The following is a 22417-nucleotide window of genomic DNA, read 5'->3' as shown; positions in this document are numbered from 1 at the left end:
GAATTGAAAGGCCGCATGATGCTGGTCTCGGTGCTGCGCGTGTACCAGACCGATCCGCAGGTTCTGGGCGAGGTGCTGGCCGCGCGGCGCGACCAGGCTCCGGATCTGATGCGCGACATGCCCATCGTGCTCGATCTGGAGGCAGTGGCCGAGAGCCCGGAGTCGGACCTGCAGGCAACCATCGAGCGCGTGCGCGCCGAGGGCTTTAAGCTGATCGGCCTGCAGGCAGGTGCCGCCGCCGAGCGCCTGCAGAGCTATGCCGAACTGTTCGACGTCCTGCCGGTGCTGCAACTGGGCGGGCGTGGCGGCGCACCCTCCGGCGAGGTGCCACTGGAAGACGAGCCCCCGGTGCAGGACAAGGCCGTCGAGCCCGAGCAGGAACGCCCGCCGGCCGCCGTCGCGGCGGTCCACAGCGCGACTCGCATCGTCGATCAACCGGTGCGTTCCGGGCAGCAGATCTACGCCCGCGGAGGGGACCTGATCGTGACCGGCGCAGTCTCGCCGGGCGCCGAACTGCTGGCGGACGGGCATATCCATGTGCTGGGTCCGTTACGTGGGCGTGCGCTGGCCGGGGTGCGCGGTCTGGTGACCGCGCGTATCTTTTGTCGGCGCCTGGACGCCGAGCTGTTGTCCATTGCCGGACACTACCGGATCGCCGAAGACATCACGGAAGCCGAACGCGGCGAGAATCGGCTGGTGACACTGGACGACGAAAGCCTCAAGATCGCGGAGATCTGACCGGCCACCTGCCGGTCACGAATGACAGGAACCCGTCCGCACGCCCCGGGAAGGCCGGGCGCGTGCAAGACGACAAGGAGCTACCGCCAACATGGCACGTATCGTAGTGATTACCTCCGGCAAGGGCGGGGTGGGCAAGACCACCACCTCGGCCGCGATTGCCACTGGCCTGGCCCAGCGCGGTCACAAGACCGTCGTGATCGATTTCGACGTCGGTCTGCGCAACCTCGACCTGATCATGGGCTGCGAGCGGCGCGTGGTGTACGACTTCGTCAACGTGATCAACGGCGATGCGAACCTGAAGCAGGCCCTGATCCGCGACAAGCGTGTGGACAACCTCTACATCCTTCCCGCCTCGCAGACCCGCGACAAGGACGCCCTGAGCCAGGATGGCGTGGAGCGCGTGCTGAACGAGTTGTCCGATGACTTTGACTTTATCGTCTGCGACAGCCCGGCGGGGATCGAGCGTGGCGCACTGATGGCCGCGTACTTTGCCGACGAGGCGATCGTGGTGACCAACCCCGAGGTTTCCTCGGTGCGCGACTCCGACCGCATCCTCGGCATCCTGGCGAGCAAGACGCGCAAGGTGGAGCAAGGCGGTGAGCCGATCGAGGGCAAGCTGCTGCTGACGCGTTACTCCGCCGAGCGCGCCGAACGCGGCGAGATGCTGAGCATCGAGGACGTCGGCGAGATCCTGGCGATCGAACTCCTGGGCGTGATCCCGGAATCCCAGGCGGTGCTGAATGCCTCGAACGCCGGACAGCCGGTGGTGCTGGACGAGGAATCCGACGCCGGGCAGGCCTACCAGGACGCGGTGGACCGGTTCCTGGGCGAGGAACGCCCGCTGCGCTTTGTCGATGTACCGAAGAAGGGCTTCTTCGGGCGCCTGTTCAAGGGTTGATCATGGGGATTTTCGATTACTTCCGTCAGCCGCGGCAGAAGAGCGCCAGCGTTGCCAAGGAGCGTCTGCAGATCATCGTGGCGCGCGAGCGTGCGGCGCGCTCCGGGCCCGACTACCTCCCGGCCATGCAGCAGGAGCTGCTGCAGGTGATCCGCAAATACGTTCAGGTGGACGACGAGGCCGTGCAGATGAACGTGGACCGCGAAGGGGACTGCGAGGTCCTCGAGCTGAACATTACCCTGCCGGACGACCAGGACTAACGCGATGAAAGTTCTTGTGACCGGCTCGGCCGGTTTCATCGGCAGCGCCCTGAGCCTGCGCCTGCTGGAGCGTGGCGACCAGGTGGTCGGCGTCGACAATCTGAACGACTACTACGACGTCTCGCTGAAGGAAGCGCGCCTGGCGCGCACCCAGGACCACCCGAACTTCACCGAGGTGCGCGAGGACATCGCCGATCGCGTCGCGATGGAGCGGGTGTTCCGCGAACACCGCCCGGAGCGGGTGGTCAACCTGGCGGCCCAGGCCGGCGTGCGCTATTCGCTGGAGAACCCGGCGGCCTATGTCGACACCAACCTGGTCGGTTTCGGCAACATCCTGGAGGGCTGCCGCCATAACGGCGTCGAGCACCTGGTCTATGCCAGCTCGAGCTCGGTCTACGGCGCCAACACCACCATGCCGTTCTCGGTGCACGACAACGTCGATCACCCGCTGAGCCTGTACGCCGCCAGCAAGAAGGCCAACGAGCTGATGGCGCATACCTACAGTAATCTCTACGACCTGCCGGTGACCGGACTGCGCTTCTTCACCGTCTACGGCCCCTGGGGCCGCCCGGACATGGCGCTGTTCATGTTCACCAAGAAGATCCTGGCAGGCGAGCCGATCGACGTCTTCAACTACGGCCACCACCGGCGCGACTTCACCTATATCGACGACATCGTTGAGGGCGTGATCCGCACCCTGGATCACGTGGCCCCGCGCAACCCCGACTGGAACGGGGCCGAGCCCGACTCGGCCACCAGCGCAGCCCCCTACCGGCTCTACAACATCGGCAACCACGAGCCGGTGGAGCTGATGCGCTACATCGAGGTGCTCGAGGACTGCCTGGGCAAGAAGGCCGAGAAGAACCTCCTGCCGTTGCAGCCGGGGGATGTCCCGGACACCTATGCGGATGTCGAGGCCCTGCGTCAGGACGTGGGCTATGCCCCCGCGACCGCGGTGGAAGACGGCATCGCCCGCTTCGTCGAGTGGTATCGCGACTACTACCGTGTCTGATTCCCAGCCCGCGGCTATCCGGCCGCGCGGTCCTTCGGCTTTCTCGTTTGCTTGATCCTTCCGCGTCTGTTGTTCGCCGTCTGACTCGCTGCTCGTTCACCCAGGCCTTGCACACCAGGAACCTGTAGCCGGCCGGCGAGTCCACCGGAGACATGGATGCCAGGAGACAAGGGATGAGCCAGACGATTCTGATGGTAGTAACCAGTCACGGCGAGATCGCTCCAGGCCAGGCGACGGGCGTATGGTTCGACGAGTTCGCCGAGCCTTATGATCGCTTCCGCAAGGCGGGATTCGAGGTCAAGGTGGCCAGTCCGAAGGGCGGCCCCGTGCCGCTTGATCCGAAAAGCCTGGAGGCCAGTCATGCGGGCTCCGCGGCGGTGGCCGCTCAGGAGGCCCTGGATGACACCATCGCGCTGAATGAGCACACGAACCACGGCGCCTATGCCGCGATCTTTTTCCCCGGCGGCCACGGCACCATGTTCGACCTGCCGGACAATCCGCATGTCCAGCGCCTGGTCGCGGAATTCATGGACAACGACAAGGTGGTTGGCGCCGTCTGTCACGGGCCGGCCTGTCTGGTCGGTGCGATGCTGGCGGATGGCAGTTCCGCGGTGAAGGGGCGCAAGGTGGCGGCCTTCACCAACAGCGAGGAGAAGGCGGTCCAGCTGGACACCGCGATGCCGTTCCTGCTGCAGGACAAGCTGCAGGAGCTCGGCGGCGAGGTGGATACCGCCGACGACTGGGCCGATCACGTGGTGGTGGACGGCAAGCTGGTGACCGGGCAAAACCCGCAGTCCAGCAAGAGTGTCGCCGACGCGATCGTGCGGCTGTTGCGCGAGACGGACTGAATACGCGAACCGGGGGCCGGGGCATGCTGCCCCGGCCTTTTTTGGAATCTGTTTTGAACCGGGTTCAAAAATCGTCGTGGGTTCGATATGCTGAGCGCCATGACTACCGGGGATCGCAAACGCCGCGAGCGCGAGACGCGCGAGGCGCTGTTCATCGAGCGGGCGCACGAGCGCATCCGCGAGGACGGCCTGCTGGCTCTGCAAATGTCGAAGCTGGCGGCGGACTGCGAGTACGCGACCGGTACGCTGTACCAGCACTTCGAGTCGAAAGAGGACCTGCTGGCGGCGGTGGCGGCACGCACGACGCTGCAACGGGCGGCGCTTTTCCGGGCCATCCCCGAGCTCTCCCTGGGTACGCGCTCGCGCATGCTGGCGATCGTGCTGACCGACATCGATTTCGCCGCGCAGAACCCCGACTACTACCGCCTGACCCAGTACCTGGTGACCGAGGTGGTCTGGGCGAATGTGTCGGTTCCGCGCCGCATGGCATTGCTGGAGGCCGGGAAGCCGATCAGCGAGGCGGTGCATGCGGTGGTGGCCGAGGCGCGCGAACGCAGTGATCTGCCCCCGGCGCGCGAGATCTCCGAAGACGAGATGGGACTGGGGCCGTGGGCGCTGAACGTGGGGATGCAGAGCCTTGCCAGTGCGCGGGGCCTGCTGGATGCCTACGACATCCACCGCCCTTATGATCATCTGATTCGGCATTTCCACGCTCTGATGACCGGCTGGCGCTGGGAACCGCGTCTGGACCCGGACGAGCCCACGGTGGTGCGCGCGGAGACCGAGCGCGTGCGTGCGGCGCTGCACGATGCGGGCATCGGTGCGGGCGACGCACCACCCGCCGGCTAGCACTTCGACTACAACTCAAGATGCAGGCGGCATTGAATCCGCCGGATCCGGGAGATCCTGAATGAAGCGTTTCATCCTTATGCTGGTGGCGGTGGCCATCGTGCTCGGCGGTATTTTCGGCTTCAAGGCCTTCGTCGATCAGGAGATTGCGGAGTACTTCGAAGATATGCCGGAGCCGGTGGTGACCATCAACGCCGCCGAGGTCACGACGGACTCCTGGACTCCGCAGGTGCGTGCGATCGGTAGCCTGGAGGCCGTGCAGGGCGCGACCCTGAGCTTCGAGGCGCAGGGAATCGTCAAGACCATCCACTTCGAGAACGGTGCACGGGTCGAGGCCGGCGATCCGCTGGTCGACCTGGATACCACCCTGGACGAGGCCGAGCTCGACAACCTGCGGGCCGGCGAGCGCCTGGCGCGCCGCGAGCTGGAGCGTGCCAGGGGCCTGATCGAGCGCAACGACATCTCGGATTCGGAATTTCAGCGCCGGGTCGCCGAGGCCGAGCAGGCCCAGGCCTCGGTGAAGGCGCAGGAGGCGCGCATCCAGCAGAAGAGCCTGCGCGCGCCGTTTGCGGGCGAACTGGGTATCCGCGAGGTGAGCGTCGGGCAGTTCGTCGGGCCCGGGGATCCGATCGTGGTGCTGGAGGCGTTGCAGCCGCTGTATGTGAATTTCACCCTGCCGGAGCGCCGCCTGGGCGAGATCGCCCTGGGTCAGGACATCCGTGTCGAGGTGGATGCCTTTGGTGAAGAGTTCACCGGCGAGGTCACGGCCATCGAGCCGCGCGTCCGCGCGGCCTCGCGCATGTTCCGCGTGCAGGCCCTGCTGGAAAACGAACAGGGCCGCCTGCGTGCGGGGCAGTTCGCCCGGGTGACGCTGGATCGCGGGGAGTCCGAGGAGGCGGTGGTCGCGCCGCAGACCGCGATCCGGTTTGCGCCCTGGGGGCAATCGGTATTCGTGATCGCGGAGGACGACGAAGGCCAGCTGCGGGTGGAACAGCGCCTGATCGAGACCGGCGCGCGCCGCGGTGATCTGGTGCAGGTCCTTGACGGGCTGGAGCCGGGTGAGCGTATCGCGGCCAGTGGCCTGCTCAAGCTGCAAAACGACTCCCCGGTCGAGATCACCGAGGATGCCCAGCCCGATGCCGAGCGCGACCCGCGCCCGGCGAACCGCTAGAGCGGGGTCGCCGGCATGCGCTTTACCGATATCTTCATCCAGAAGCCGGTGCTCGCCACGGTGGTGAGTCTGTTCATCCTGTTGTTCGGGGTGCGCGCGGTATTTGACCTGAACGTGCGCCAGTTCCCCGAGGTGCAGAACGCGGTGGTGACCGTCAGCACCGCGTATATCGGCGCGGATGCCGATCTGGTGCAGGGCTTCATCACCACGCCGATGGAGCGCGAGGTGGCCGAGGCCGAGGGGATCGATTACCTCGTCTCCACCAGCCGCGCGGGGATCAGCATCGTCGAGGCCCATCTGGAGCTGGACTACGATCCCAACGTGGCCCTGACGCAGATCGCGGCCCAGGTGGACAAGATTCGCAGCGACCTGCCGGCGGAGGCCGAGGACTCGGTCGTGGATCTGTCCGTGGGGCAGGACGTGGCCGCAATGTACATGTCGTTCTACTCCGAACGGCTGTCCAACAACCAGACCACCGATTACCTGATCCGCGAGGTGCAGCCGGAACTGGCGACCATCAATGGCGTGCAGCGAGCCGAGATCCTGGGTGCCCAGAGCTTTGCGATGCGCGCCTGGCTGGATGCCGATCGCATGGCCGCCTTCGGTGTGACCGGGCGCGACGTACGCGAGGCCCTGGAGCGCAACAATGTGCTGTCCGCCGTGGGCCAGACGCGGGGTTCCATGGTTGGGCTGGACCTGACGGCGGATACCGATCTGAGTCGTCCGGAGGAATTCGAGCAGTTGATCCTGTTCGAGACCGACGGCGACCTGGTGCGCCTGGGCGACGTGGCCGAGGTGGAGCTGGGCTCGGAGAATTACGACACCTCGGTGCGCTTCAATGGCGAGGCGGCCACCTTCGTCGGTATCGAGATGGCGCCGGATGCCAATGCCCTGGACGTGATCGCCGAGGTCCGCGACGTATTCGACGAGCGCATCCTGCCGCGCCTGCCCTCGGGGCTGGAAGGCGAGATCGTCTACGACTCCACGGACTACATCCAGAGTGCGATCGACGAGGTGCTGGTGACCATCGGCCTGGCGCTGGGGATCGTGCTGGTGGTGATCTACCTGTTCCTCGGCTCGTTGCGCAGCGTGATCATCCCGGCCGTGGCGGTGCCGCTGTCGCTGGTGGGCACCTTCATGCTGATGCTGCTGATGGGGTTCTCGCTGAACCTGCTGACCCTGCTGGCGATGGTGCTAGCGATCGGCATCGTGGTGGATGACGCCATCATCATGCTGGAGAACATCTCCCGTCACATTGAGGAGGGGATGTCGCGCATGGACGCGGCGATCCAGGGGGCGCGCGAACTCGCCTGGCCGATCGTGGCGATGTCGACCACGCTGGTGGCGGTGTTCCTGCCGCTGGGCTTCATCGGCGGGCTGACCGGGACGCTGTTCATCGAATTCGCGTTCACCCTGGCGGCGACCGTCGTGATCTCGGGGATTGTAGCGATCACGTTGTCGCCGATGATGTGCTCGAAGATCCTGCGCGATGGCGCCACCGAGAAGCGCGGACGGATCGAAGGCTGGCTGGATGCACGCTTCGACTCCCTCCAGCAACGCTATCGTCGGCGCCTGCATGGGGCGCTGAATGACCGCTTCACCATCGCGGTGTTCGGTGCCATCGTGCTGGTGTCCTGCTACTTCCTGTTCGTCACCTCGCAGAGCGAGCTGGAGCCGCCGGAGGACCAGGGCTTCGCGTTCTCCATCATGGAGGGCGATGCCTACATGGGCCTGGACTGGCTGGAACGCAACACCGAGTTGACCGACCGCTTCTTCGACGAAATCCCGGAGCTCGATAACATCTTTATCGTGAACGGTTTTGGCGGCGGCCCGGGCATCGCCGGTGCCGGCAACCAGGCCCTGGGCGGTTTCGTCCTCGCACCCTGGGATCAGCGTGATCGGGATACCGAGACCATCCTGCAGGAGGAGCTGCAGCCACGCCTGGACCGCATCCCGGCGCTGGAGGTGTTCGCGATCCAGCCGCCCCAGCTGCCCACCCCGGGCGACGGTGCACCGGTGAGTGTGGTCCTTGGCTCCACCGGTTCGTTCGAGGAGCTGGAGCAGTTCGCCAGCGAGATCATGCAGCGGGCGATGGCGACCGGGCGCTTCATCTTCATGGACTCCGATCTCGACTTCGATCAGCCGCAGGTGGATCTCAAGATCGACCGCGAACGCGCCGCCCAGCTCGGGATCGACATGGCCACGCTCAATGCCGATCTGGCGACCATGCTGTCTGGCGGGTTTGCCGGGCGCTTCGCGATGGAGAACCGCAGCTATCGCGTGATTCCTCAGGTGCAGCGCAGCGAGCGCCTGAATCCGGAGCAGCTGGAAGAGTTGTTCACGCGTACCCGTGACGGCGAGCCGATCCCGTTATCCAGCATCGTGACACTGGAAGAAACGGTGACCCCGCGCTCGCTCAAGCGCTTCCAGCAGCTCAATGCCGTGACCCTGTCGGGCGTGCCGCGGCCGGGGGTGACCCTGGGCGAGGCGCTGGACATCGTCGACGAGATTGCCGCCGACGTGCTCCCCCCGGATGTCAGTGTCGACTATGCCGGACAGTCGCGTCAGCTGAAGGCCGAGGGCAGTGAGCTGGTGGTCACCTTCTTCTTTGCCCTGTTGGTGATCTTCCTGGTCCTGGCTGCTCAGTTCGAGTCCTTCCGCGACCCGTTGATCATTCTGACCACGGTGCCGATGTCGATCGCCGGGGCACTGATCTTCATCAGCCTTGGGCTGACTTCGCTGAATATCTATACCCAGGTGGGGCTGCTGACCCTGATCGGCCTGATCGCCAAGCACGGCATCCTGATCGTGGAGTTCGCCAACCAGCTGCAGCGCCAGGGGCGGACGCTGCGCGAGGCGATCGAGGAGGCGTCGGCCCTGCGCCTGCGGCCGATCCTGATGACCACCACCGCGACCGTGGTGGCGATGGTGCCCTTGCTGATGGCCGCCGGGGCCGGCGCCGGCTCGCGTTTCGCGATGGGCCTGGTGATCGCGAGCGGCATGGCGATCGGGACCCTGTTCACCCTGTTCGTGGTGCCCGCCATCTACCTCTACCTAGCGCGGGATCACCATGCCGCCGGTGACGGAGCGCCCGCCACTGCCGCCACGTCCTGATACCCGGGGTCGTGGGCTGTGTGACGGGGCGTTCCCAGCGGCCCGTCACAGGCCCTGTGCGGCGGGTCGCGCCAAAGGCATGCACAGGCTACGGTCTTCGACTACAATCGACCTCCGCAATCCGTCGCGGTCGGTGTTTCGATGCCTGGCTGCACCATTGCGAACCCGAACCCCTGCCGGTCAGTGGCCCTCCCGCTGTCCGGCTTTTATATAAACGATTGTCTATCGGTCGCATCTAGATTATTTATTTGTTATTAGTGATTGCCCTCCCTAATCTAGGCGACCATCACGATTAACCAACGCGTAGGAGAAGGCCACATGTCTGCCGCCAAGAAGTACTCCGCGGGCGTCAAGGATTACCGCGAAACATACTGGATGCCCGAATACACGCCGCTGGATACTGACCTGCTGGCGTGTTTCAAGATTACCCCGCAGCCCGGTATCGACCGCGAAGAAGCTGCCGCCGCTGTGGCAGCCGAGTCCTCCACCGGTACCTGGACCACGGTGTGGACCGACCTCCTGACCGACATGGATTACTACAAGGGTCGGGCGTACATGATCGAGGACGTCCCGGGTGACGACGAGTCCTTCTACGCGTTCATCGCCTACCCGATCGACCTGTTCGAAGAAGGCTCCATGGTGAACGTGTTCACCTCCCTGGTCGGTAACGTGTTCGGCTTCAAGGCCATACGCATGCTGCGCCTGGAAGACGTGCGCTTCCCGATCGCCTACGTGAAGACCTGTGGTGGTCCGCCCATGGGTATCCAGGTCGAGCGTGATCGCCTGAACAAGTACGGCCGCCCGATGCTGGGTTGCACCATCAAGCCGAAGCTGGGTCTGTCCGCGAAGAACTACGGCCGTGCCGTGTACGAGTGCCTGCGTGGCGGTCTCGACTTCACCAAGGACGACGAGAACATCAACTCCCAGCCGTTCATGCGCTGGCGTGACCGCTTCGATTTCGTCCAGGAAGCGACCGAAAAGGCCGAAGCAGAAACCGGCGAGCGCAAGGGTCACTACCTGAACGTCACCGCGCCGACCCCGGAAGAGATGTACAAGCGTGCCGAGTACGCCAAGGAAATTGGCGCGCCGATCATCATGCACGACTACATCACCGGCGGTTTCTGTGCCAACACGGGCCTGGCCAACTGGTGCCGCGACAACGGCATGCTGCTGCACATCCACCGTGCCATGCATGCGGTCATCGACCGTCATCCGAAGCACGGTATCCACTTCCGTGTGCTCGCCAAGATCCTGCGCCTGTCCGGTGGCGACCACCTCCACACCGGCACCGTGGTCGGCAAGCTGGAAGGCGACCGCGCGGCGACGCTCGGCTGGATTGACCTGCTGCGTGAATCCTTCATCCCGGAAGACCGCTCGCGCGGCATCTTCTTCGATCAGGACTGGGGTTCCATGCCGGGTGTGTTCGCCGTGGCCTCCGGTGGTATCCACGTCTGGCACATGCCGGCCCTGGTCGCGATCTTCGGTGACGACTCCGTGCTGCAGTTCGGTGGCGGCACCCTGGGCCACCCGTGGGGCAATGCTCCGGGCGCGACCGCCAACCGCGTGGCCGTCGAGGCCTGCGTCCAGGCGCGCAACGAGGGTCGCGAGATCGAGAAGGAAGGCAAGGAGATCCTGACCCAGGCCGCCCAGCACAGTCCCGAACTGAAGATCGCCATGGAAACGTGGAAGGAAATCAAGTTCGAGTTCGACACCACCGACAAGCTGGACGTCCAACACAAGTGATCGTCCGTGTGCGGGCGGCCTGAGTGGCTGCCCGCACCTTCAGAGAACAAGCGCATAGGATTAACGACATGTCCGATATTCAGAACTTCAAGCCGGTGCAGAAGTACGAGACCTTCTCTTACCTGCCCGAGATGAACGCCGATCAGGTTCGCCGTCAGATCGAGTACACGATTGCCCAGGGCTGGAACCCGGCGGTCGAGTACAGCGAAAAAGAACACGCCATGTCCAACTACTGGTACATGTGGAAGCTCCCGATGTTCGGCGAGCAGTCTGTCGAGGCCGTGCTGAGCGAGATCGAGCAGTGCCGCCGTGCCAACCCCGGCATGATGGTTCGCTTCCTCGCCTACGATAACTATGCCCAGAGCCAGGGCACGGCCTTCGTGGTCGATCGCGGTCGCTAATTAGGGCCCGTACCTGCCGGGTCCGCCTTCGGGCCCGGCAGTTCAGTAAAGCGTTATTTACCGTTGCTGCCGCCAACTGTAAGGAAGTGCCATGAGTAATCCGACATCTGCGTCTGAAGGTCTCTCGGGGCGTGAACGTGCCCTGGAACGGCGCAAAGCCATGTCTCGCAATGGCAAGGCTGCCGTGAAGTCGACCGACCAAACCAAAGGGAGCAGCCGCTCCGCTGGGGCTGCGCGAGATGCGCGCCAGGCGAAGGCGGACCCTGCCCCGGCACCCCAGGCGCGGGAGCCGGAGATGCACTCCAGTGAATCCTCGTCGCCGGTCTCCGTCGAGACCCGCGACACCACGCCCGAGCGCCGCCCGGAACCGGGCGCGCACACGGGTGTCTCGAAAGGGCGCCAGGCCGCCCTTGAGCGGCGCCAGAAGATGGCGCGCCAGGGCAAGAAGGCTGTGGGCCGAACCAATACGCGTGCCCAGGCCGCGGGTGGCATGGCCCCCGCCGGCGCCGAGCGTTCGCGCCAGCTGGAAGCCCTGGCCCAGTCGCAGAACGTCGAGGTCGATTGCTCGAACATGAGCGGTCGCGAGATCTGCCGCCTGCGGCGTCAGGCGCTCTCCACGGAAGGCAAGAAGGCCGTTGCGCCGGAACCGCGCCGTGGGGATCGCATCAAGGGATCGGAGCCGGTGGCTGCGCCCGCCCAGGAATCCAAGAAGGACTGTGGTTGCGGCTGCAAGGGCGAGAAGGCAGAGCGCGATGCGTCGGTCAACACCGCCCCGAGCCGCGACGCCGCGATGGTCGAAAGCGGCCTGGACCAGCTGTGCGACAAGGTCGAATCCGGGGGTGAGGCCGCTGGCCCGCATCCGATGATCTCGGAGGTTCGCGCGATCTGCATGGCGCGCCGGGATGCCATGGCGCAGACCGGCAAGAAGGCCCAGCGTCGGCGTTTTAACGGCGGTCAGGCTCGCGGCACCATGCCGCAGGAAGGCGCCTGGAAGGCCGCCAAGCGCCAAGGGATGTCCGCCCGCGAAGTCGCTCGGCAGCGCCGTGAAGAACTGTGCAAGCTGGGCCGTGGCTCGGCCGAGCCGGGGCGTCCCTGTGGCCGGCCGCGGCCCGTCGAGGGCGATGCGCCGCCGAAGGTTGAAGAGGGCACTACGCTGGCTGGCAGCCATGTAAGTGGCACGCAGGTCGAGCGTACCTCGGGCGTCACCGGCACGGAGGCAGGCAGCTGCTCTTCGATCACCGGCACCGAGTACCTCGGGGTGGAGCACTACGAGCGTTACTGTGGTGCGCGCCCGGCCGGCAATCCGCCGAAGGTTGGCACGTCGCACACCGCGCACGGTCAGTCGGTCAGTGGCACCGAAGTTGGGCGGTCGAACCGTGTGACCGGCGACGAGCGTGGGTCCTGCGAGACGATCACCGGCACCGAATATCTCAGTACCGAACAATACGAAGGCTTCTGCGGCACGCGTCCGCAGGCCGGTCCGGCCCGTACGAGCGTTATGGTCACCCGTCACGGTGAAGGCGTGTCGGGCACTTCGGTCGGGCGCAGCCCGAGCGTGACCGGCGACGAAGCCGGCGCCTGCCGCGATGTGACCGGTACCGAATACCTGAACACCGCGAACAGCGAGGTTCCCTGCAACACGGGAAAGTCGAACGGGGCGCCGGCCAAGGTTGGCGTAATGCACACGCTTCGCGGTCGTGAACTGACCGGGTCCGAAGTCGGACGCTCCGTGAACGTAACCGGCAACGAATATGGCAGCTGCAAACCGGTGACCGGAACCGAATATCTCGGCACCGAGCAGTTCCAGGGCTTTTGCGGCACCCGCCCGGAACCCGCTGCGGCCAAGGTTCAGGAGTCGCACACCATGGAAGACCAGAGCGTGACCGGTGTGGCCGTGGGGCGTAGCCGGCATGTAACCGGTGACGAGCGCGGGTCCTGTGCCTCCCTGACCGGTACGCCGTATTACAACAAGTCCGACTTCGGCGATCTGTGCGAGCGGCCGGATGCCGGGGGCGTCCCCAAGGTGGGCGTAATGCACACGCTGCGGGGCCGCGAGGTTTCCGGTACCCAGGTGGATCATTCGATCCACGTTACGGGTGACGAATATGGTGGTTGCAAGCCGATCACCGGCACGGAATATGCCGGCTCCGAGCACTATGACGCCTTTTGTGGCGGTCATCGCCCGGAAGCCAGCCCGGAGAAAGTGACTGTGGGCCGTACCTGGAATCAGCAAATTGTGTCCGGCTCGGCGATCGGGCGTTCCTCGCGCGTCACCGGTGACGAATATGGTGCCTGCAAGCCGGTTAGCGGCACGGCCTATATCGGTCCGGATCAGTACGACCAGTTCTGCGACACGCAGGATTCGAGCGCGGCCGGTACGCGGGTGGCCGAACGTCATTCCACGCCGGGGCATTCGGTGTCCGGCAGCCAGCCGGGTTACGACAAGCGCGTCACCGGTACCGAACGGGGCGCCTGTCAGGACGTGTCCGGTTCCCCGTATGTGGGCGGTAACGAATTTGCCAAGAGCTGCGCCAGTGCCGCGAGCAGTCTCCATCCGCGTCTGCGCCCGGAAGGGATGGGCATGCAGGCCGCGCCGGCCCAGCCAGTGGCGCAAGCCGCTTCTCGGCCGATGCCCAACGCCGGCTTCAGCGTGGAGACCCCGGCGCGGGTCGCCGCAGAGCGTCGGGAGCGCGTGACGGGGACCGCCTACGGTAGTAGCGGGAGCGTGACCGGTTCCATCAACAAGGCGATGGGTCTGGTGTCCGGCACCGAAGAGTTCCGGTATGGCGCCAGCAAGCAAGCAGCGGCCGTCGAGCCGGTGGAAGAAGGCGAGAAGGTCGGCGCCAACCGGGTGACCGTGAATGGCAGCAGCAATGGCGTCTCCATTACCGGCGACGACTGGGGGCGCGGTGACCACGTGACCGGGACCGAGGGCCTCTCGACGCGCCGCAACCAGACGCAGAAGGGCAATCCGCGTGGTGAAGGCCGCAGCGCGTATATCAATCGGGAACTCGAGCGCAAGGAAGTGCCCCCGAGCAGGATCACGGGTTCCTCCGGGAACAGCGACGCCGGTTCTCTGGTGACGCTGTCCGGCGGGGCGCGCGGTTAAGGACAGGCGAGGACTCTGAAGAACGTCATGGTGCGTGGTCGCCGCAAAAATAGCTCCATGGGCTCGCGCTTCGCGAAGTCCCGGATTGCGGCTGCGCGCGCAGCGGCGCCGAGCACTGCGGGCCCGGTGTCCGCGGTGCCGGCCTGCGGCTCGTCGTCTCCGGACATGACGCGTGAACTGACCGCGGGGCATGCGTTGGCGGATGTCCCGATGAACGAACGGCTGCACGCCTTCGAGCAGGGGTTCCGCGAGCGCTTTGCGCAGCTGGTTCCGGTGCTCAAGGAAGTGCATGCGCTGCAGCACGAGCGCGACTTCGAGGCGCGGGCGCAGGCGATCGTCGAGGAGCGCCTGGGGTACCAGCTGCCGCAGAAGGCGCTGGAGGATGCCTGGATCAACGATCTGGATACGCGCGAACTGTATCTGCACGGGACGTTCGAGCTGTTCGATCAGGTGGTCAACGAATACTGGGCGGGACGGGATGACCTGGTGGCCGAAGCGGATAGCGCGATTGCGTATTTCCTCGACTGCGACTTCCACGAAGTGGACATCTCGCCCTGCTCGGACGGGCGCCTGCTGGGCCTGCGGCGCTTCATCCTGCGCCTGCCCGATCTCGCGGTACGGGTGAAGAGCTACGCCGGGGCGCAGTTCGACATCGAGGAAGATGTGCGTCACTGGACCAAGCGCGAACTGCTGCGCTTTCGTGAGGGCCGGCCGACCACGGCCGATGTCCCCAGTCGCTATCTGAAGATTGCGGCTTACCACTACAGTGGCGCGGATCCGTTGCACCAGGGCTGCGCGGCGCACGGCAACAGCGAGCGCGATGCGGCGGACGGTGCCTTGCACCAGCTGCGCGCGTTTCGTCAGGCCATCGAGAACACCTACTGCTGTGGGGCCTCGGTCGACACGCTGCTGATCGGGGTGGATACCGATACGGATGCGATCAAGATTCACATCCCGGACGCGGACACACGGATGAGCCTGTATCGCTTCGTGGAAAGCGCGGAGTTGTACCGGGCGACGCAGGGGCTGGACGAACAGACCGCATCGCTGCGGGTGTATCAGGCGATCCAGGATGCGATTCACCAGCAGGGCTGGGGACGCGGTAACGGCGCGCCGCATGAAGGGATGCTGCGACTGATCTCGCGGCTGCTGTTGAGCAACATTTCGCAGCTGGATTATGTGGCGCGCTATCACGGCGGCCACTACGCCGATGTCGGCCACCGCGAGCGCGTGATCATCGTGGGCCAGGAGATCGAGGAGATGCAGGTTCGCAACTTCGCGTACTTCGCCCACCTGGAGACGATGGAAGAGGGCGCCGAGGGGATGGATGTCGGCGTGAACAAGATTTTTCGGAAGCTGAATGTCGAGCGCGGCCTGCCGGTTCCGGTCGTGGTGCATTATCGCTACGACCGCAAGGTGCCGGGATCGCGGGAGCGGGTCGAGGCGCGTTGTCGCCGGATTCGCAACACGATCATGGATCGCTATCGCGACCTGGCTGAAAAGGGCCTGATCGGCTGCCACATGGTGATCCGCGACAAACGCAGCGGTAGCCGTCTGGAACCACTGGCCGCCTGACGCACACGGGAACGGGAATGAAGATCTGCAAGGTTGAGAAGACGCTGGTTTCGACCAACCGCATCCGCGATCTGGGGCACCGGCCGTTGCTGGTGGTTCAGGAAAAGGCGGGCGGGCCGCGCACCGTGGCGGTCGATGCGGTCGGCTGCGTGCCCGGGGACTGGGTCATCGTGGTGGGCAGCTCGGCGGCGCGTGAAGCGGCCGGTGACAAGTCCTACCCCAGTGACGCGACGATCGTCGGGATCATCGATTACTGGGAGGAGCAGTAGCTCCATGGAAATCATGCAGGTGCAGGATGAACTGGTGGTGACCCGTCGCGTCGACGGGCTGAGCACCATTTCGCTGCGCGTGCTGGTCGACCAGAAGGGCGCGCTGAGTGTGGCCGTGGATCCGGTCGGGGCGCATCCGGGCAACTGGGTGTTCACTATCAGCGGGTCAGCCGCGCGGCTTGCGCTGGACGACAACACTATCCAGACCGATCTCACGATCGGCGGCATCATCGACCACTGGGACGATGGTGGTAAGAAGACGGAAGGGTCGAAGGACGAGGCAGGACAAGACCAGACCGATGCACAGCGCTCTGCTGGTTCCCGCAAGGCGGCGTGAGCGTCATTTTTGTTTTAAAAAACCGTAAATCCAGGAGAGAAGACAATGGCAACTGAACGTTTTGGTGTGGCGCTGGGCATGATCGAGACCCGTGGTCTGGTACCGGCGATTGAAGCGGCCGATGCAATGACCAAGGCCTCCGAAGTGCGTCTGATCGGTCGCCAGTTCGTTGGTGGCGGCTACGTGACCGTGCTGGTCCGTGGCGAAACCGGTGCCGTGAACGCCGCTGTGCGTGCCGGTGCGGATTCCTGCGAGCGTGTGGGTGACGGCCTGGTGGCCGCGCACATCATCGCCCGTGTGCATTCCGAAGTGGAAAGCATCCTGCCCGAGCAGGTTGAAAAGTAAATCATCAGTAACGCTTGATAGGAGTTGAGTAATGGCTAGCGAAAACTTTGGTGTGGCCCTCGGCATGATCGAGACCCGCGGTCTGGTCCCGGCGATCGAAGCCGCGGACGCAATGACCAAGGCTTCCGAGGTGCGTCTGATCGGGCGTCAGTTCGTGGGTGGTGGCTACGTGACCGTGCTGGTCCGTGGCGAAACCGGTGCCGTGAACGCCGCTGTGCGTGCCGGTGCGGATTCCTGCGAGCGTGTCGGTGACGGCCTCGTGGCTGCCCACATCATTGCTCGCGTCCATTCCGAGGTGGAGAACATCCTCCCGGAAAAGCCGTAACTCACGGTAGTCGAACGCCGTCGGGTCCGTAACGGGCCCGACGGCTTTTTCAAGAAGAGGTAGATGATGGCTAACGAAATTTCTGGTGTGGCCCTTGGCATGATCGAGACCCGCGGTCTGGTCCCGGCGATCGAAGCCGCGGATGCGATGACCAAGGCCTCCGAAGTGCGTCTGATCGGTCGCCAGTTCGTCGGTGGCGGCTATGTCACCGTGCTGGTCCGTGGCGAAACCGGTGCCGTGAACGCGGCGGTGCGTGCGGGCGCGGATTCTTGCGAGCGTGTGGGTGACGGCCTGGTGGCCGCGCACATCATTGCGCGCGTGCATTCGGAAGTGGAAGGCATCCTGCCGACGGCCCCGACCGCCAGCGGTTCGGCCAGCTGAGGCAACATCCATGTCCGATCCACGGATCGTGGGGTACCTGAACCGGGCGGTGGCACATGAGCTGTCGGCGGTCCAGCAGTACCTGGCCCAGGCGCGCTTGACCGCGATGTGGGGAATGACCGACGTAAGCGACTGCCTGCGTCGGGACGCCCAGGAAGAGCTGGATCATGCGGATCGCTTCATGACTCGCATGTTTCACTATGGGGTGGCGCCGAACGGCAGCCAGCTGGCGCCGGTGCGGCTTGGCCGCTCCATGGCCGAACTTTTGGCGCGCTCGCGCGAGCTGGAGATGGAGGCGATTCGTCTGTACGACGAAGCAGCCGTCTATTGCCGGCGCGTCGGTGCGGTGGATGATGCGGCGCTGTTCGAGAGCATCCTCGAGGATGAACTGGAACACGTGCGCGAGATCGATGCCCAGGGCAGCACCGCGTGACAAGCGTGGACGCGGCAACACAAGCGGAGTAGGCAATGGCGGATACCGATCTCGTGGTTCCGGCCGGGTGGGAACCCGGCAAGGGGACCTCGGCGTCCATGAGCAAACAGTTCACGTTCGACCGCTACGGCATCACGCGGAAGTTTCTAGACCACGTGGCCGAGCTGTCGGAGCAGGATGGTTATCATCCGAACATCAGCTTCGGCACGACCTACGTGAACATCACGATCGACGCCCGTGATGGCGAACAGCTTGGGGAAGGCGACAAGGCCTTTGCCCTTGAAGTCGACCGCCTGGCCGATGCCACCACCGGCTGAGCCGGGGGATTCTTGATGGGCCGGGTTGAGCCCGGTCCCCTTCCGCAGGAGGCTGTTGCGTGGGTTCGAGGGTAATCGCGGTAGTCAATCAGAAGGGCGGCACTGGCAAGACCACCCTGACCATGAACCTGGCCGCTGGGCTGGCCCGGCGGGGCCGCACGCTGGTGGTCGACGCTGACCCTCAGGGTTCGGCCGGTCAATGGGCCCGCATGGCCTCCGAGGATCGTCCGTTCGCGGCGTCGGTTTTCGCGGTTGCCGGCCCCCTCGATCGCGAGTTGAAGGCCCTGCGCAAGGACTATGACCACATCGTGGTGGATTGCCCGCCGACGCTCGAGGGCGGGGCCGTCACCGGTGCCCTGGCGGCCGCGGACGAGGTGCTGATCCCGGTGCTTCCGTCGCCGGTGGATCTGTGGGGTAGCGTCCGTATGGGGCGCGGGCTCGAAGAGGCCAAGCTCAAGAATCCCGCCCTGCGCCCCTACATCGTGATTAATCAGCTCGAAGTCCGCAGTGCGCTGTCGCGTGCGATGAAGCATGCACTGATGGAGATCGACATCCCCGCCCTGGAGCAGTCACTGCGCCGGCGGGCCATATATCGGCGTTCTGCGCTGGAAGGCTGTTCCGTCTTTGATCTGGGCAAGCCGGGCGAGGCGGCGGCGGCGGAGATCGAAGCTATCATCGAGGAGGTGTCGCAATGAGCAATCTGCAAGACAAGCTGGCAGCCGGCGTGCGCAGCGCGCGCGAGGACCAGGACAAGACCCCGGACAGCACGGCCAAGGCCGACGCGCCGGTCGCGGCACAGAAGGACACGAGCCAGGAGCCGGCGAGCAGTAGCCCCCGGGCTGCCGCGAGTACCAAGGCGGCCGCCACCAAGAAGGCGGCGACCACGACCCGCAAGGCTCCGGCCCGCAAGGCGGCCACGGCGCGCAAGAAGCCGGCAACGACGAGGAAGACGGGGACGACCGCCCAGTCGACCCAGGCCAAGGCAACTCCGGCCCGGAAAAAGCCGGCTGCAAAGAAGGAGCCGAAGGCGAACAAGGGCGGCAGCGCGTTGCATCCGGATCGGGTCTGGCCTGACTGAGGCCGATGCGTGCCGGTGGCCGGGGCCTGGGCCCCGGCCTTTCTGATTGAGGAGTCGAAACATGCAGGACGAACTACGCGATCACCTGATCACCGAGGAGCCTTACTATCAGTCCACGGCGGATGAGGTGGAGCTGTACGAGGCTGCCTATTCGGTGCGCATGCCGATGATGCTCAAGGGCCCCACGGGTTGCGGCAAGACGCGCTTTGTCGAGCACATGGCCTGGAAGCTGCGCAAGCCGCTGATTACCGTCTCGTGTAACGAGGACATGACCGCCTCGGATCTGGTGGGGCGCTATCTGCTGGATGCCAACGGCACGCGCTGGCAGGACGGCCCGCTGACCCAGGCGGCACGCCACGGGGCGATCTGCTACCTCGACGAGATCGTCGAGGCGCGCCAGGATACGACCGTCGTGATCCACCCGCTGACCGACAATCGTCGCATGCTGCCGCTGGAGAAGAAGGGCGAGATGGTCGAGGCGCATCCGGATTTTCAGGTGGTGATCTCGTACAACCCGGGCTACCAGAGCCTGATGAAGGACCTGAAAGAGTCGACCAAGCAGCGCTTCGGCGCGCTGGACTTCAACTACCCGGATCACGCAACCGAAACGCGGATTGTGGTCCACGAAGGCGGGGTCAACGAGGATATGGCCAGCAAGCTGGTCAGCGTCGCGGAGCGCGCGCGCAATCTGAAGGGCCACGGGCTGGACGAGGGGATCTCGACCCGCATGCTGGTGTACGCCGCGTCGCTGATTGCCAAGGGCGTCGCGCCGCTCGCCGCGTGCCGTATGGCCCTGGTGCGTCCGATCACGGACGACCCCGATATGCGCGACGCGCTCGACTCTGCCGTCACGACGTTCTTCTAGGCGCGTGCGCCGGACACGATGAGCATCCATCTGGAGGAATACCAGGACCTCCTCGAGGACCTCGGGGGGCAGGCCGCCGAGGTCCTCGAGGCCTCGTGGCAGGAAGCGACGAGGGCCTTCAGTACAGGTGGTCTGAAGCGCTACTACCTGGAAGGCGCACGCAGCCTGCACTCTCTGGGGCGAGGTTCGGAGATGGTCGTGGCCTTCGTCCAGGAGGCGCCGGATCTGGCGCAGGAACTGGGCGAGGATGCGGTCGGCGAGCTGGTGAGCTCGGCGATCAAGATGTACTCCAAGACGAGTGGGGCGGTCATTACCCTGCTGATCTCCACCAGCCCGATTGCGGCACGACGCCTGGGTGACCTGCGCCTGTTCGGTGGATATCTGCGCCTGGTCGACAACTTGCTGGGGCAGGCGCCACGCGGCGTTCGGCCGATGCTTGAACACCTCGACGAGTTGCTATCGCAACTGACGCTGGGTGGGTTGCGCCGTTGGGCGACCTGGGGCGCGCAGGCCCACCGTACCGACCTCGAGGAACAGATCGCCTATTTTGGTCTGGAATCGCCCGAGTCCCGTTCGGTATTCCAGAAGGAGCGACGCGGCACGCTGTTCGTGGATGTGCAGCGGCGCATCAACCTCTACCTGCGTTCGCTCTGGGCGCGCGATTTCTTCATGCGGCCGACGAGTGGCGACTTTGAGTCCCGCGAGGGTTACAAGCCCTACATCGAGGGCTTCACGATCTTCCTGCCGGATGCCTTCGACGACTGGGAAGGCCTGACCGGGCTCGATCTCTACCGTGCGGCGGCGGCCCATGCCGCGGCCCATGTGGTCTACACGCGGGAGATGCAGCCAGAGGAGGCGCCGCGCGGCGTGACCGGCGTGTTGACCGAGTTGTTCGAGGATGCCCGCGTGGAGGCCCTGGCAAGCCAGGGTTTCCCGGGTTTGCGCAACCTCTGGACACCCCTGCATACCGCGACCCCGGACGACGGTGAAGCGCCGCAGGCCCTGCTGGCCCGCACCGCACGGGCCCTGCTGGACCCGGACTACCGCGACGACCATCCGTTCGTGACCAGGGCCCGTGCGGCGCTGGCCGAACGGACCGAGGATCTCGAGGCCCCCGGCCTGGCGCGCGCCCTGGCCGAGGCCCTGGCGCCGGAATTTCCGGAGCAGGGCTACATGAACCCGCGGCAGGTCGCGCCGGATGTGCTCTACCGTGACGACAATCGCTACATGTGGGCGTTCGGGCGCGAGGAAGACGACTTCGAGACGCTGATGGCCAGCGGTTCGAACCAGGAACGCGTCTACGTGACCCCCATGGAGATGATCAACACCCTCGATGTCCCTGGCGCTGGGGACGATGCCCAGATGATCATGGTGCTGGCGACCGAATGGTTCCGGGACGGCGAAGAGGAAAGCATCAACCAGCAGGAGGGCAAGGAGCCGATCTCGCTGCCGTATCACTACCATGAGTGGGATTACCAGATGCAGCTGGAACGGCCGCACTGGGTCACCCTGCTGGAGCGGCGTCCGCAGAAGGGCGACGTGGCCGAGATCGACGCGATTAACGAAAAGCACAAGCCGCTGATCTCGCGCCTGAAGTTCCTGATCGAGGCGATGCAACCGCAGGGCGTCCAGCGTCTGCGCAAGCAGGCCGAGGGCGACGAGCTGGACTTGAACGCGCTGGTCGATGCGCAGATCGATCTGCGCATGCGGCGGCAGCCGGACGAGCGCATCTACGTGCGCAATATCCGCCAGGTGCGCGATCTGTCGGTGCTGGTGCTGCTGGATCTGTCCGAGTCCACCAACGAGATGGTCCAGGGTACGGACACCAGTGTGGTACAGCTGGCGCGCGAGGCTACCGCTCTGCTGGGCGGGGCAATCTCCAAGATTGGCGACCCCTTCGCCATCCACGGCTTTGCCTCGGATGGTCGCCACGATGTCGAGTACTACCGCTTCAAGGACTTCGGCGCCCCCTACGACGATCACGCCCGGGCACGACTGGCCGGGATGAAGGGACAGCTCTCCACTCGCATGGGCGCGGCCGTTCGGCATGCCGGGCATCTGCTGCAGCAACAGGGGACGCAGAAGAAGCTGTTGCTGATCGTGACCGACGGCGAGCCGGCGGATACCGATGTGCGCGACCCGCAGTACCTGCGTCAGGACGCGAAGCGTGCGGTGGAAGAGGTGGGCAAGAACGGCGTCTACAGCTTCTGTATCAGCCTGGACCCGAACGCCGACGAGTACGTCGAACGGATCTTCGGGGCACAGCACTTCATGGTGCTGGATCGTATCGAACGGCTCCCGGAAAAGCTGCCGATGCTGTACGCCGGTCTCACCCGGTAGGGGGCA

Annotated in this window: 23 protein-coding genes; all 23 read left to right on the top strand. The window is 65.2% G+C overall.

Annotated features, from left to right (window positions below):
• Positions 1-15: 15 nt before the first annotated feature.
• The 23 genes from minC to TVD_RS09415 all read left to right on the top strand — a co-directional run bounded on the left by minC (position 16) and on the right by TVD_RS09415 (position 22411).
• Entirely contained in the window at positions 16-738 is a 723-nt protein-coding gene (minC, locus tag TVD_RS09525; protein ID WP_019594296.1) for a septum site-determining protein MinC, read from the top strand.
• 91 nt (positions 739-829) lie between these two features.
• Positions 830-1639, top strand: a complete 810-nt coding sequence (gene minD, locus TVD_RS09520; protein ID WP_018937843.1) for a septum site-determining protein MinD — start codon at positions 830-832, stop codon at positions 1637-1639.
• Positions 1640-1641: 2 nt separating this feature from the next.
• Entirely contained in the window at positions 1642-1899 is a 258-nt protein-coding gene (minE, locus tag TVD_RS09515) for a cell division topological specificity factor MinE (protein ID WP_018937842.1), read from the top strand.
• 4 nt (positions 1900-1903) lie between these two features.
• On the top strand, positions 1904-2911 hold the full coding sequence (locus tag TVD_RS09510) for an NAD-dependent epimerase (protein WP_047251475.1): 1008 nt from the start codon (positions 1904-1906) through the stop codon (positions 2909-2911).
• Positions 2912-3084: 173 nt separating this feature from the next.
• Positions 3085-3759, top strand: a complete 675-nt coding sequence (locus TVD_RS09505; RefSeq protein ID WP_047251474.1) for a type 1 glutamine amidotransferase domain-containing protein — start codon at positions 3085-3087, stop codon at positions 3757-3759.
• Between the two features lie 87 nt (positions 3760-3846).
• Positions 3847-4608 (top strand): TetR/AcrR family transcriptional regulator, encoded by a 762-nt coding sequence (locus TVD_RS09500; RefSeq protein WP_018937839.1) that lies wholly within the window; start codon positions 3847-3849, stop codon positions 4606-4608.
• Positions 4609-4669: 61 nt separating this feature from the next.
• Complete coding sequence (locus TVD_RS09495; protein ID WP_047251473.1) at positions 4670-5779, top strand: efflux RND transporter periplasmic adaptor subunit; 1110 nt, start codon at positions 4670-4672, stop codon at positions 5777-5779.
• Between the two features lie 15 nt (positions 5780-5794).
• Positions 5795-8893 carry an efflux RND transporter permease subunit gene (locus TVD_RS09490; protein ID WP_047251472.1) on the top strand — a complete coding sequence of 1033 codons (3099 nt, stop codon included), beginning with the start codon at positions 5795-5797 and terminating at the stop codon, positions 8891-8893.
• A 318-nt stretch (positions 8894-9211) separates the two neighbouring features.
• Positions 9212-10636 carry a form I ribulose bisphosphate carboxylase large subunit gene (locus TVD_RS09485; RefSeq protein WP_018144355.1) on the top strand — a complete coding sequence of 475 codons (1425 nt, stop codon included), beginning with the start codon at positions 9212-9214 and terminating at the stop codon, positions 10634-10636.
• Between the two features lie 68 nt (positions 10637-10704).
• Positions 10705-11037, top strand: a complete 333-nt coding sequence (locus TVD_RS09480; protein WP_018144354.1) for a ribulose bisphosphate carboxylase small subunit — start codon at positions 10705-10707, stop codon at positions 11035-11037.
• 160 nt (positions 11038-11197) lie between these two features.
• Entirely contained in the window at positions 11198-14146 is a 2949-nt protein-coding gene (locus TVD_RS09475; RefSeq protein ID WP_205622073.1) for an alpha-carboxysome scaffolding protein CsoS2, read from the top strand.
• A 165-nt stretch (positions 14147-14311) separates the two neighbouring features.
• Positions 14312-15721 (top strand): carboxysome shell carbonic anhydrase, encoded by a 1410-nt coding sequence (locus tag TVD_RS09470; RefSeq protein ID WP_018937834.1) that lies wholly within the window; start codon positions 14312-14314, stop codon positions 15719-15721.
• A 17-nt stretch (positions 15722-15738) separates the two neighbouring features.
• Entirely contained in the window at positions 15739-15990 is a 252-nt protein-coding gene (locus TVD_RS09465) for an alpha-carboxysome shell vertex protein CsoS4 (RefSeq protein ID WP_017940626.1), read from the top strand.
• A 4-nt stretch (positions 15991-15994) separates the two neighbouring features.
• Positions 15995-16327, top strand: coding sequence for a carboxysome peptide B (locus TVD_RS09460; protein WP_018144350.1), 333 nt, complete (start codon positions 15995-15997; stop codon positions 16325-16327).
• A 45-nt stretch (positions 16328-16372) separates the two neighbouring features.
• On the top strand, positions 16373-16672 hold the full coding sequence (locus TVD_RS09455; protein WP_012982275.1) for an alpha-carboxysome major shell protein CsoS1: 300 nt from the start codon (positions 16373-16375) through the stop codon (positions 16670-16672).
• 31 nt (positions 16673-16703) lie between these two features.
• Positions 16704-16997, top strand: coding sequence for an alpha-carboxysome major shell protein CsoS1 (locus TVD_RS09450; protein ID WP_012982276.1), 294 nt, complete (start codon positions 16704-16706; stop codon positions 16995-16997).
• Between the two features lie 66 nt (positions 16998-17063).
• Complete coding sequence (locus TVD_RS09445) at positions 17064-17378, top strand: alpha-carboxysome major shell protein CsoS1 (protein ID WP_026182021.1); 315 nt, start codon at positions 17064-17066, stop codon at positions 17376-17378.
• A 10-nt stretch (positions 17379-17388) separates the two neighbouring features.
• The gene (locus tag TVD_RS09440) at positions 17389-17811 is read left to right on the top strand and encodes a ferritin-like domain-containing protein (protein ID WP_018144348.1); all 423 of its coding nucleotides are present in this window, start codon (positions 17389-17391) and stop codon (positions 17809-17811) included.
• Between the two features lie 35 nt (positions 17812-17846).
• Complete coding sequence (locus TVD_RS09435; protein ID WP_018168599.1) at positions 17847-18128, top strand: 4a-hydroxytetrahydrobiopterin dehydratase; 282 nt, start codon at positions 17847-17849, stop codon at positions 18126-18128.
• Positions 18129-18187: 59 nt separating this feature from the next.
• A complete protein-coding gene (gene parA, locus TVD_RS09430) occupies positions 18188-18823 on the top strand; it encodes a ParA family partition ATPase (protein WP_019594305.1) in 636 nt (211 codons plus the stop codon).
• Entirely contained in the window at positions 18820-19206 is a 387-nt protein-coding gene (locus TVD_RS09425; protein WP_047251470.1) for a hypothetical protein, read from the top strand. Before parA ends, TVD_RS09425 begins: the two co-directional genes overlap by 4 nt.
• Positions 19207-19267: 61 nt before the next feature.
• Positions 19268-20071: a CbbQ/NirQ/NorQ/GpvN family protein gene (locus TVD_RS09420; RefSeq protein ID WP_018144344.1), complete on the top strand. Its 804-nt coding sequence runs from the start codon at positions 19268-19270 to the stop codon at positions 20069-20071.
• 18 nt (positions 20072-20089) lie between these two features.
• The gene (locus TVD_RS09415; protein ID WP_019567932.1) at positions 20090-22411 is read left to right on the top strand and encodes a nitric oxide reductase activation protein NorD; all 2322 of its coding nucleotides are present in this window, start codon (positions 20090-20092) and stop codon (positions 22409-22411) included.
• Positions 22412-22417 lie beyond the last annotated feature (6 nt).

The organism is Thioalkalivibrio versutus (assembly GCF_001020955.1).
Classification (GTDB): domain Bacteria; phylum Pseudomonadota; class Gammaproteobacteria; order Ectothiorhodospirales; family Ectothiorhodospiraceae; genus Thioalkalivibrio; species Thioalkalivibrio versutus.
Note: the sequence above shows the minus strand (reverse complement) of the source record. Positions and strands in the feature narration are given on the sequence as shown.

Coding starts and splice junctions, on each gene's coding strand:
- TVD_RS09500 (WP_018937839.1), top strand. CDS start 3,847: ATGCTGAGCGCCATGACTACCGGGGATCGCAAACGCCGCGAGCGCGAG.
- minC (WP_019594296.1), top strand. CDS start 16: ATGATGCTGGTCTCGGTGCTGCGCGTGTACCAGACCGATCCGCAGGTT.
- TVD_RS09445 (WP_026182021.1), top strand. CDS start 17,064: ATGGCTAACGAAATTTCTGGTGTGGCCCTTGGCATGATCGAGACCCGC.
- TVD_RS09495 (WP_047251473.1), top strand. CDS start 4,670: ATGAAGCGTTTCATCCTTATGCTGGTGGCGGTGGCCATCGTGCTCGGC.
- minE (WP_018937842.1), top strand. CDS start 1,642: ATGGGGATTTTCGATTACTTCCGTCAGCCGCGGCAGAAGAGCGCCAGC.
- TVD_RS09440 (WP_018144348.1), top strand. CDS start 17,389: ATGTCCGATCCACGGATCGTGGGGTACCTGAACCGGGCGGTGGCACAT.
- TVD_RS09460 (WP_018144350.1), top strand. CDS start 15,995: ATGGAAATCATGCAGGTGCAGGATGAACTGGTGGTGACCCGTCGCGTC.
- TVD_RS09450 (WP_012982276.1), top strand. CDS start 16,704: ATGGCTAGCGAAAACTTTGGTGTGGCCCTCGGCATGATCGAGACCCGC.
- TVD_RS09505 (WP_047251474.1), top strand. CDS start 3,085: ATGAGCCAGACGATTCTGATGGTAGTAACCAGTCACGGCGAGATCGCT.
- minD (WP_018937843.1), top strand. CDS start 830: ATGGCACGTATCGTAGTGATTACCTCCGGCAAGGGCGGGGTGGGCAAG.
- TVD_RS09435 (WP_018168599.1), top strand. CDS start 17,847: ATGGCGGATACCGATCTCGTGGTTCCGGCCGGGTGGGAACCCGGCAAG.
- TVD_RS09510 (WP_047251475.1), top strand. CDS start 1,904: ATGAAAGTTCTTGTGACCGGCTCGGCCGGTTTCATCGGCAGCGCCCTG.
- TVD_RS09485 (WP_018144355.1), top strand. CDS start 9,212: ATGTCTGCCGCCAAGAAGTACTCCGCGGGCGTCAAGGATTACCGCGAA.
- TVD_RS09415 (WP_019567932.1), top strand. CDS start 20,090: ATGAGCATCCATCTGGAGGAATACCAGGACCTCCTCGAGGACCTCGGG.
- TVD_RS09470 (WP_018937834.1), top strand. CDS start 14,312: ATGACGCGTGAACTGACCGCGGGGCATGCGTTGGCGGATGTCCCGATG.
- TVD_RS09425 (WP_047251470.1), top strand. CDS start 18,820: ATGAGCAATCTGCAAGACAAGCTGGCAGCCGGCGTGCGCAGCGCGCGC.
- TVD_RS09480 (WP_018144354.1), top strand. CDS start 10,705: ATGTCCGATATTCAGAACTTCAAGCCGGTGCAGAAGTACGAGACCTTC.
- TVD_RS09465 (WP_017940626.1), top strand. CDS start 15,739: ATGAAGATCTGCAAGGTTGAGAAGACGCTGGTTTCGACCAACCGCATC.
- TVD_RS09455 (WP_012982275.1), top strand. CDS start 16,373: ATGGCAACTGAACGTTTTGGTGTGGCGCTGGGCATGATCGAGACCCGT.
- TVD_RS09475 (WP_205622073.1), top strand. CDS start 11,198: ATGTCTCGCAATGGCAAGGCTGCCGTGAAGTCGACCGACCAAACCAAA.
- TVD_RS09490 (WP_047251472.1), top strand. CDS start 5,795: ATGCGCTTTACCGATATCTTCATCCAGAAGCCGGTGCTCGCCACGGTG.
- TVD_RS09420 (WP_018144344.1), top strand. CDS start 19,268: ATGCAGGACGAACTACGCGATCACCTGATCACCGAGGAGCCTTACTAT.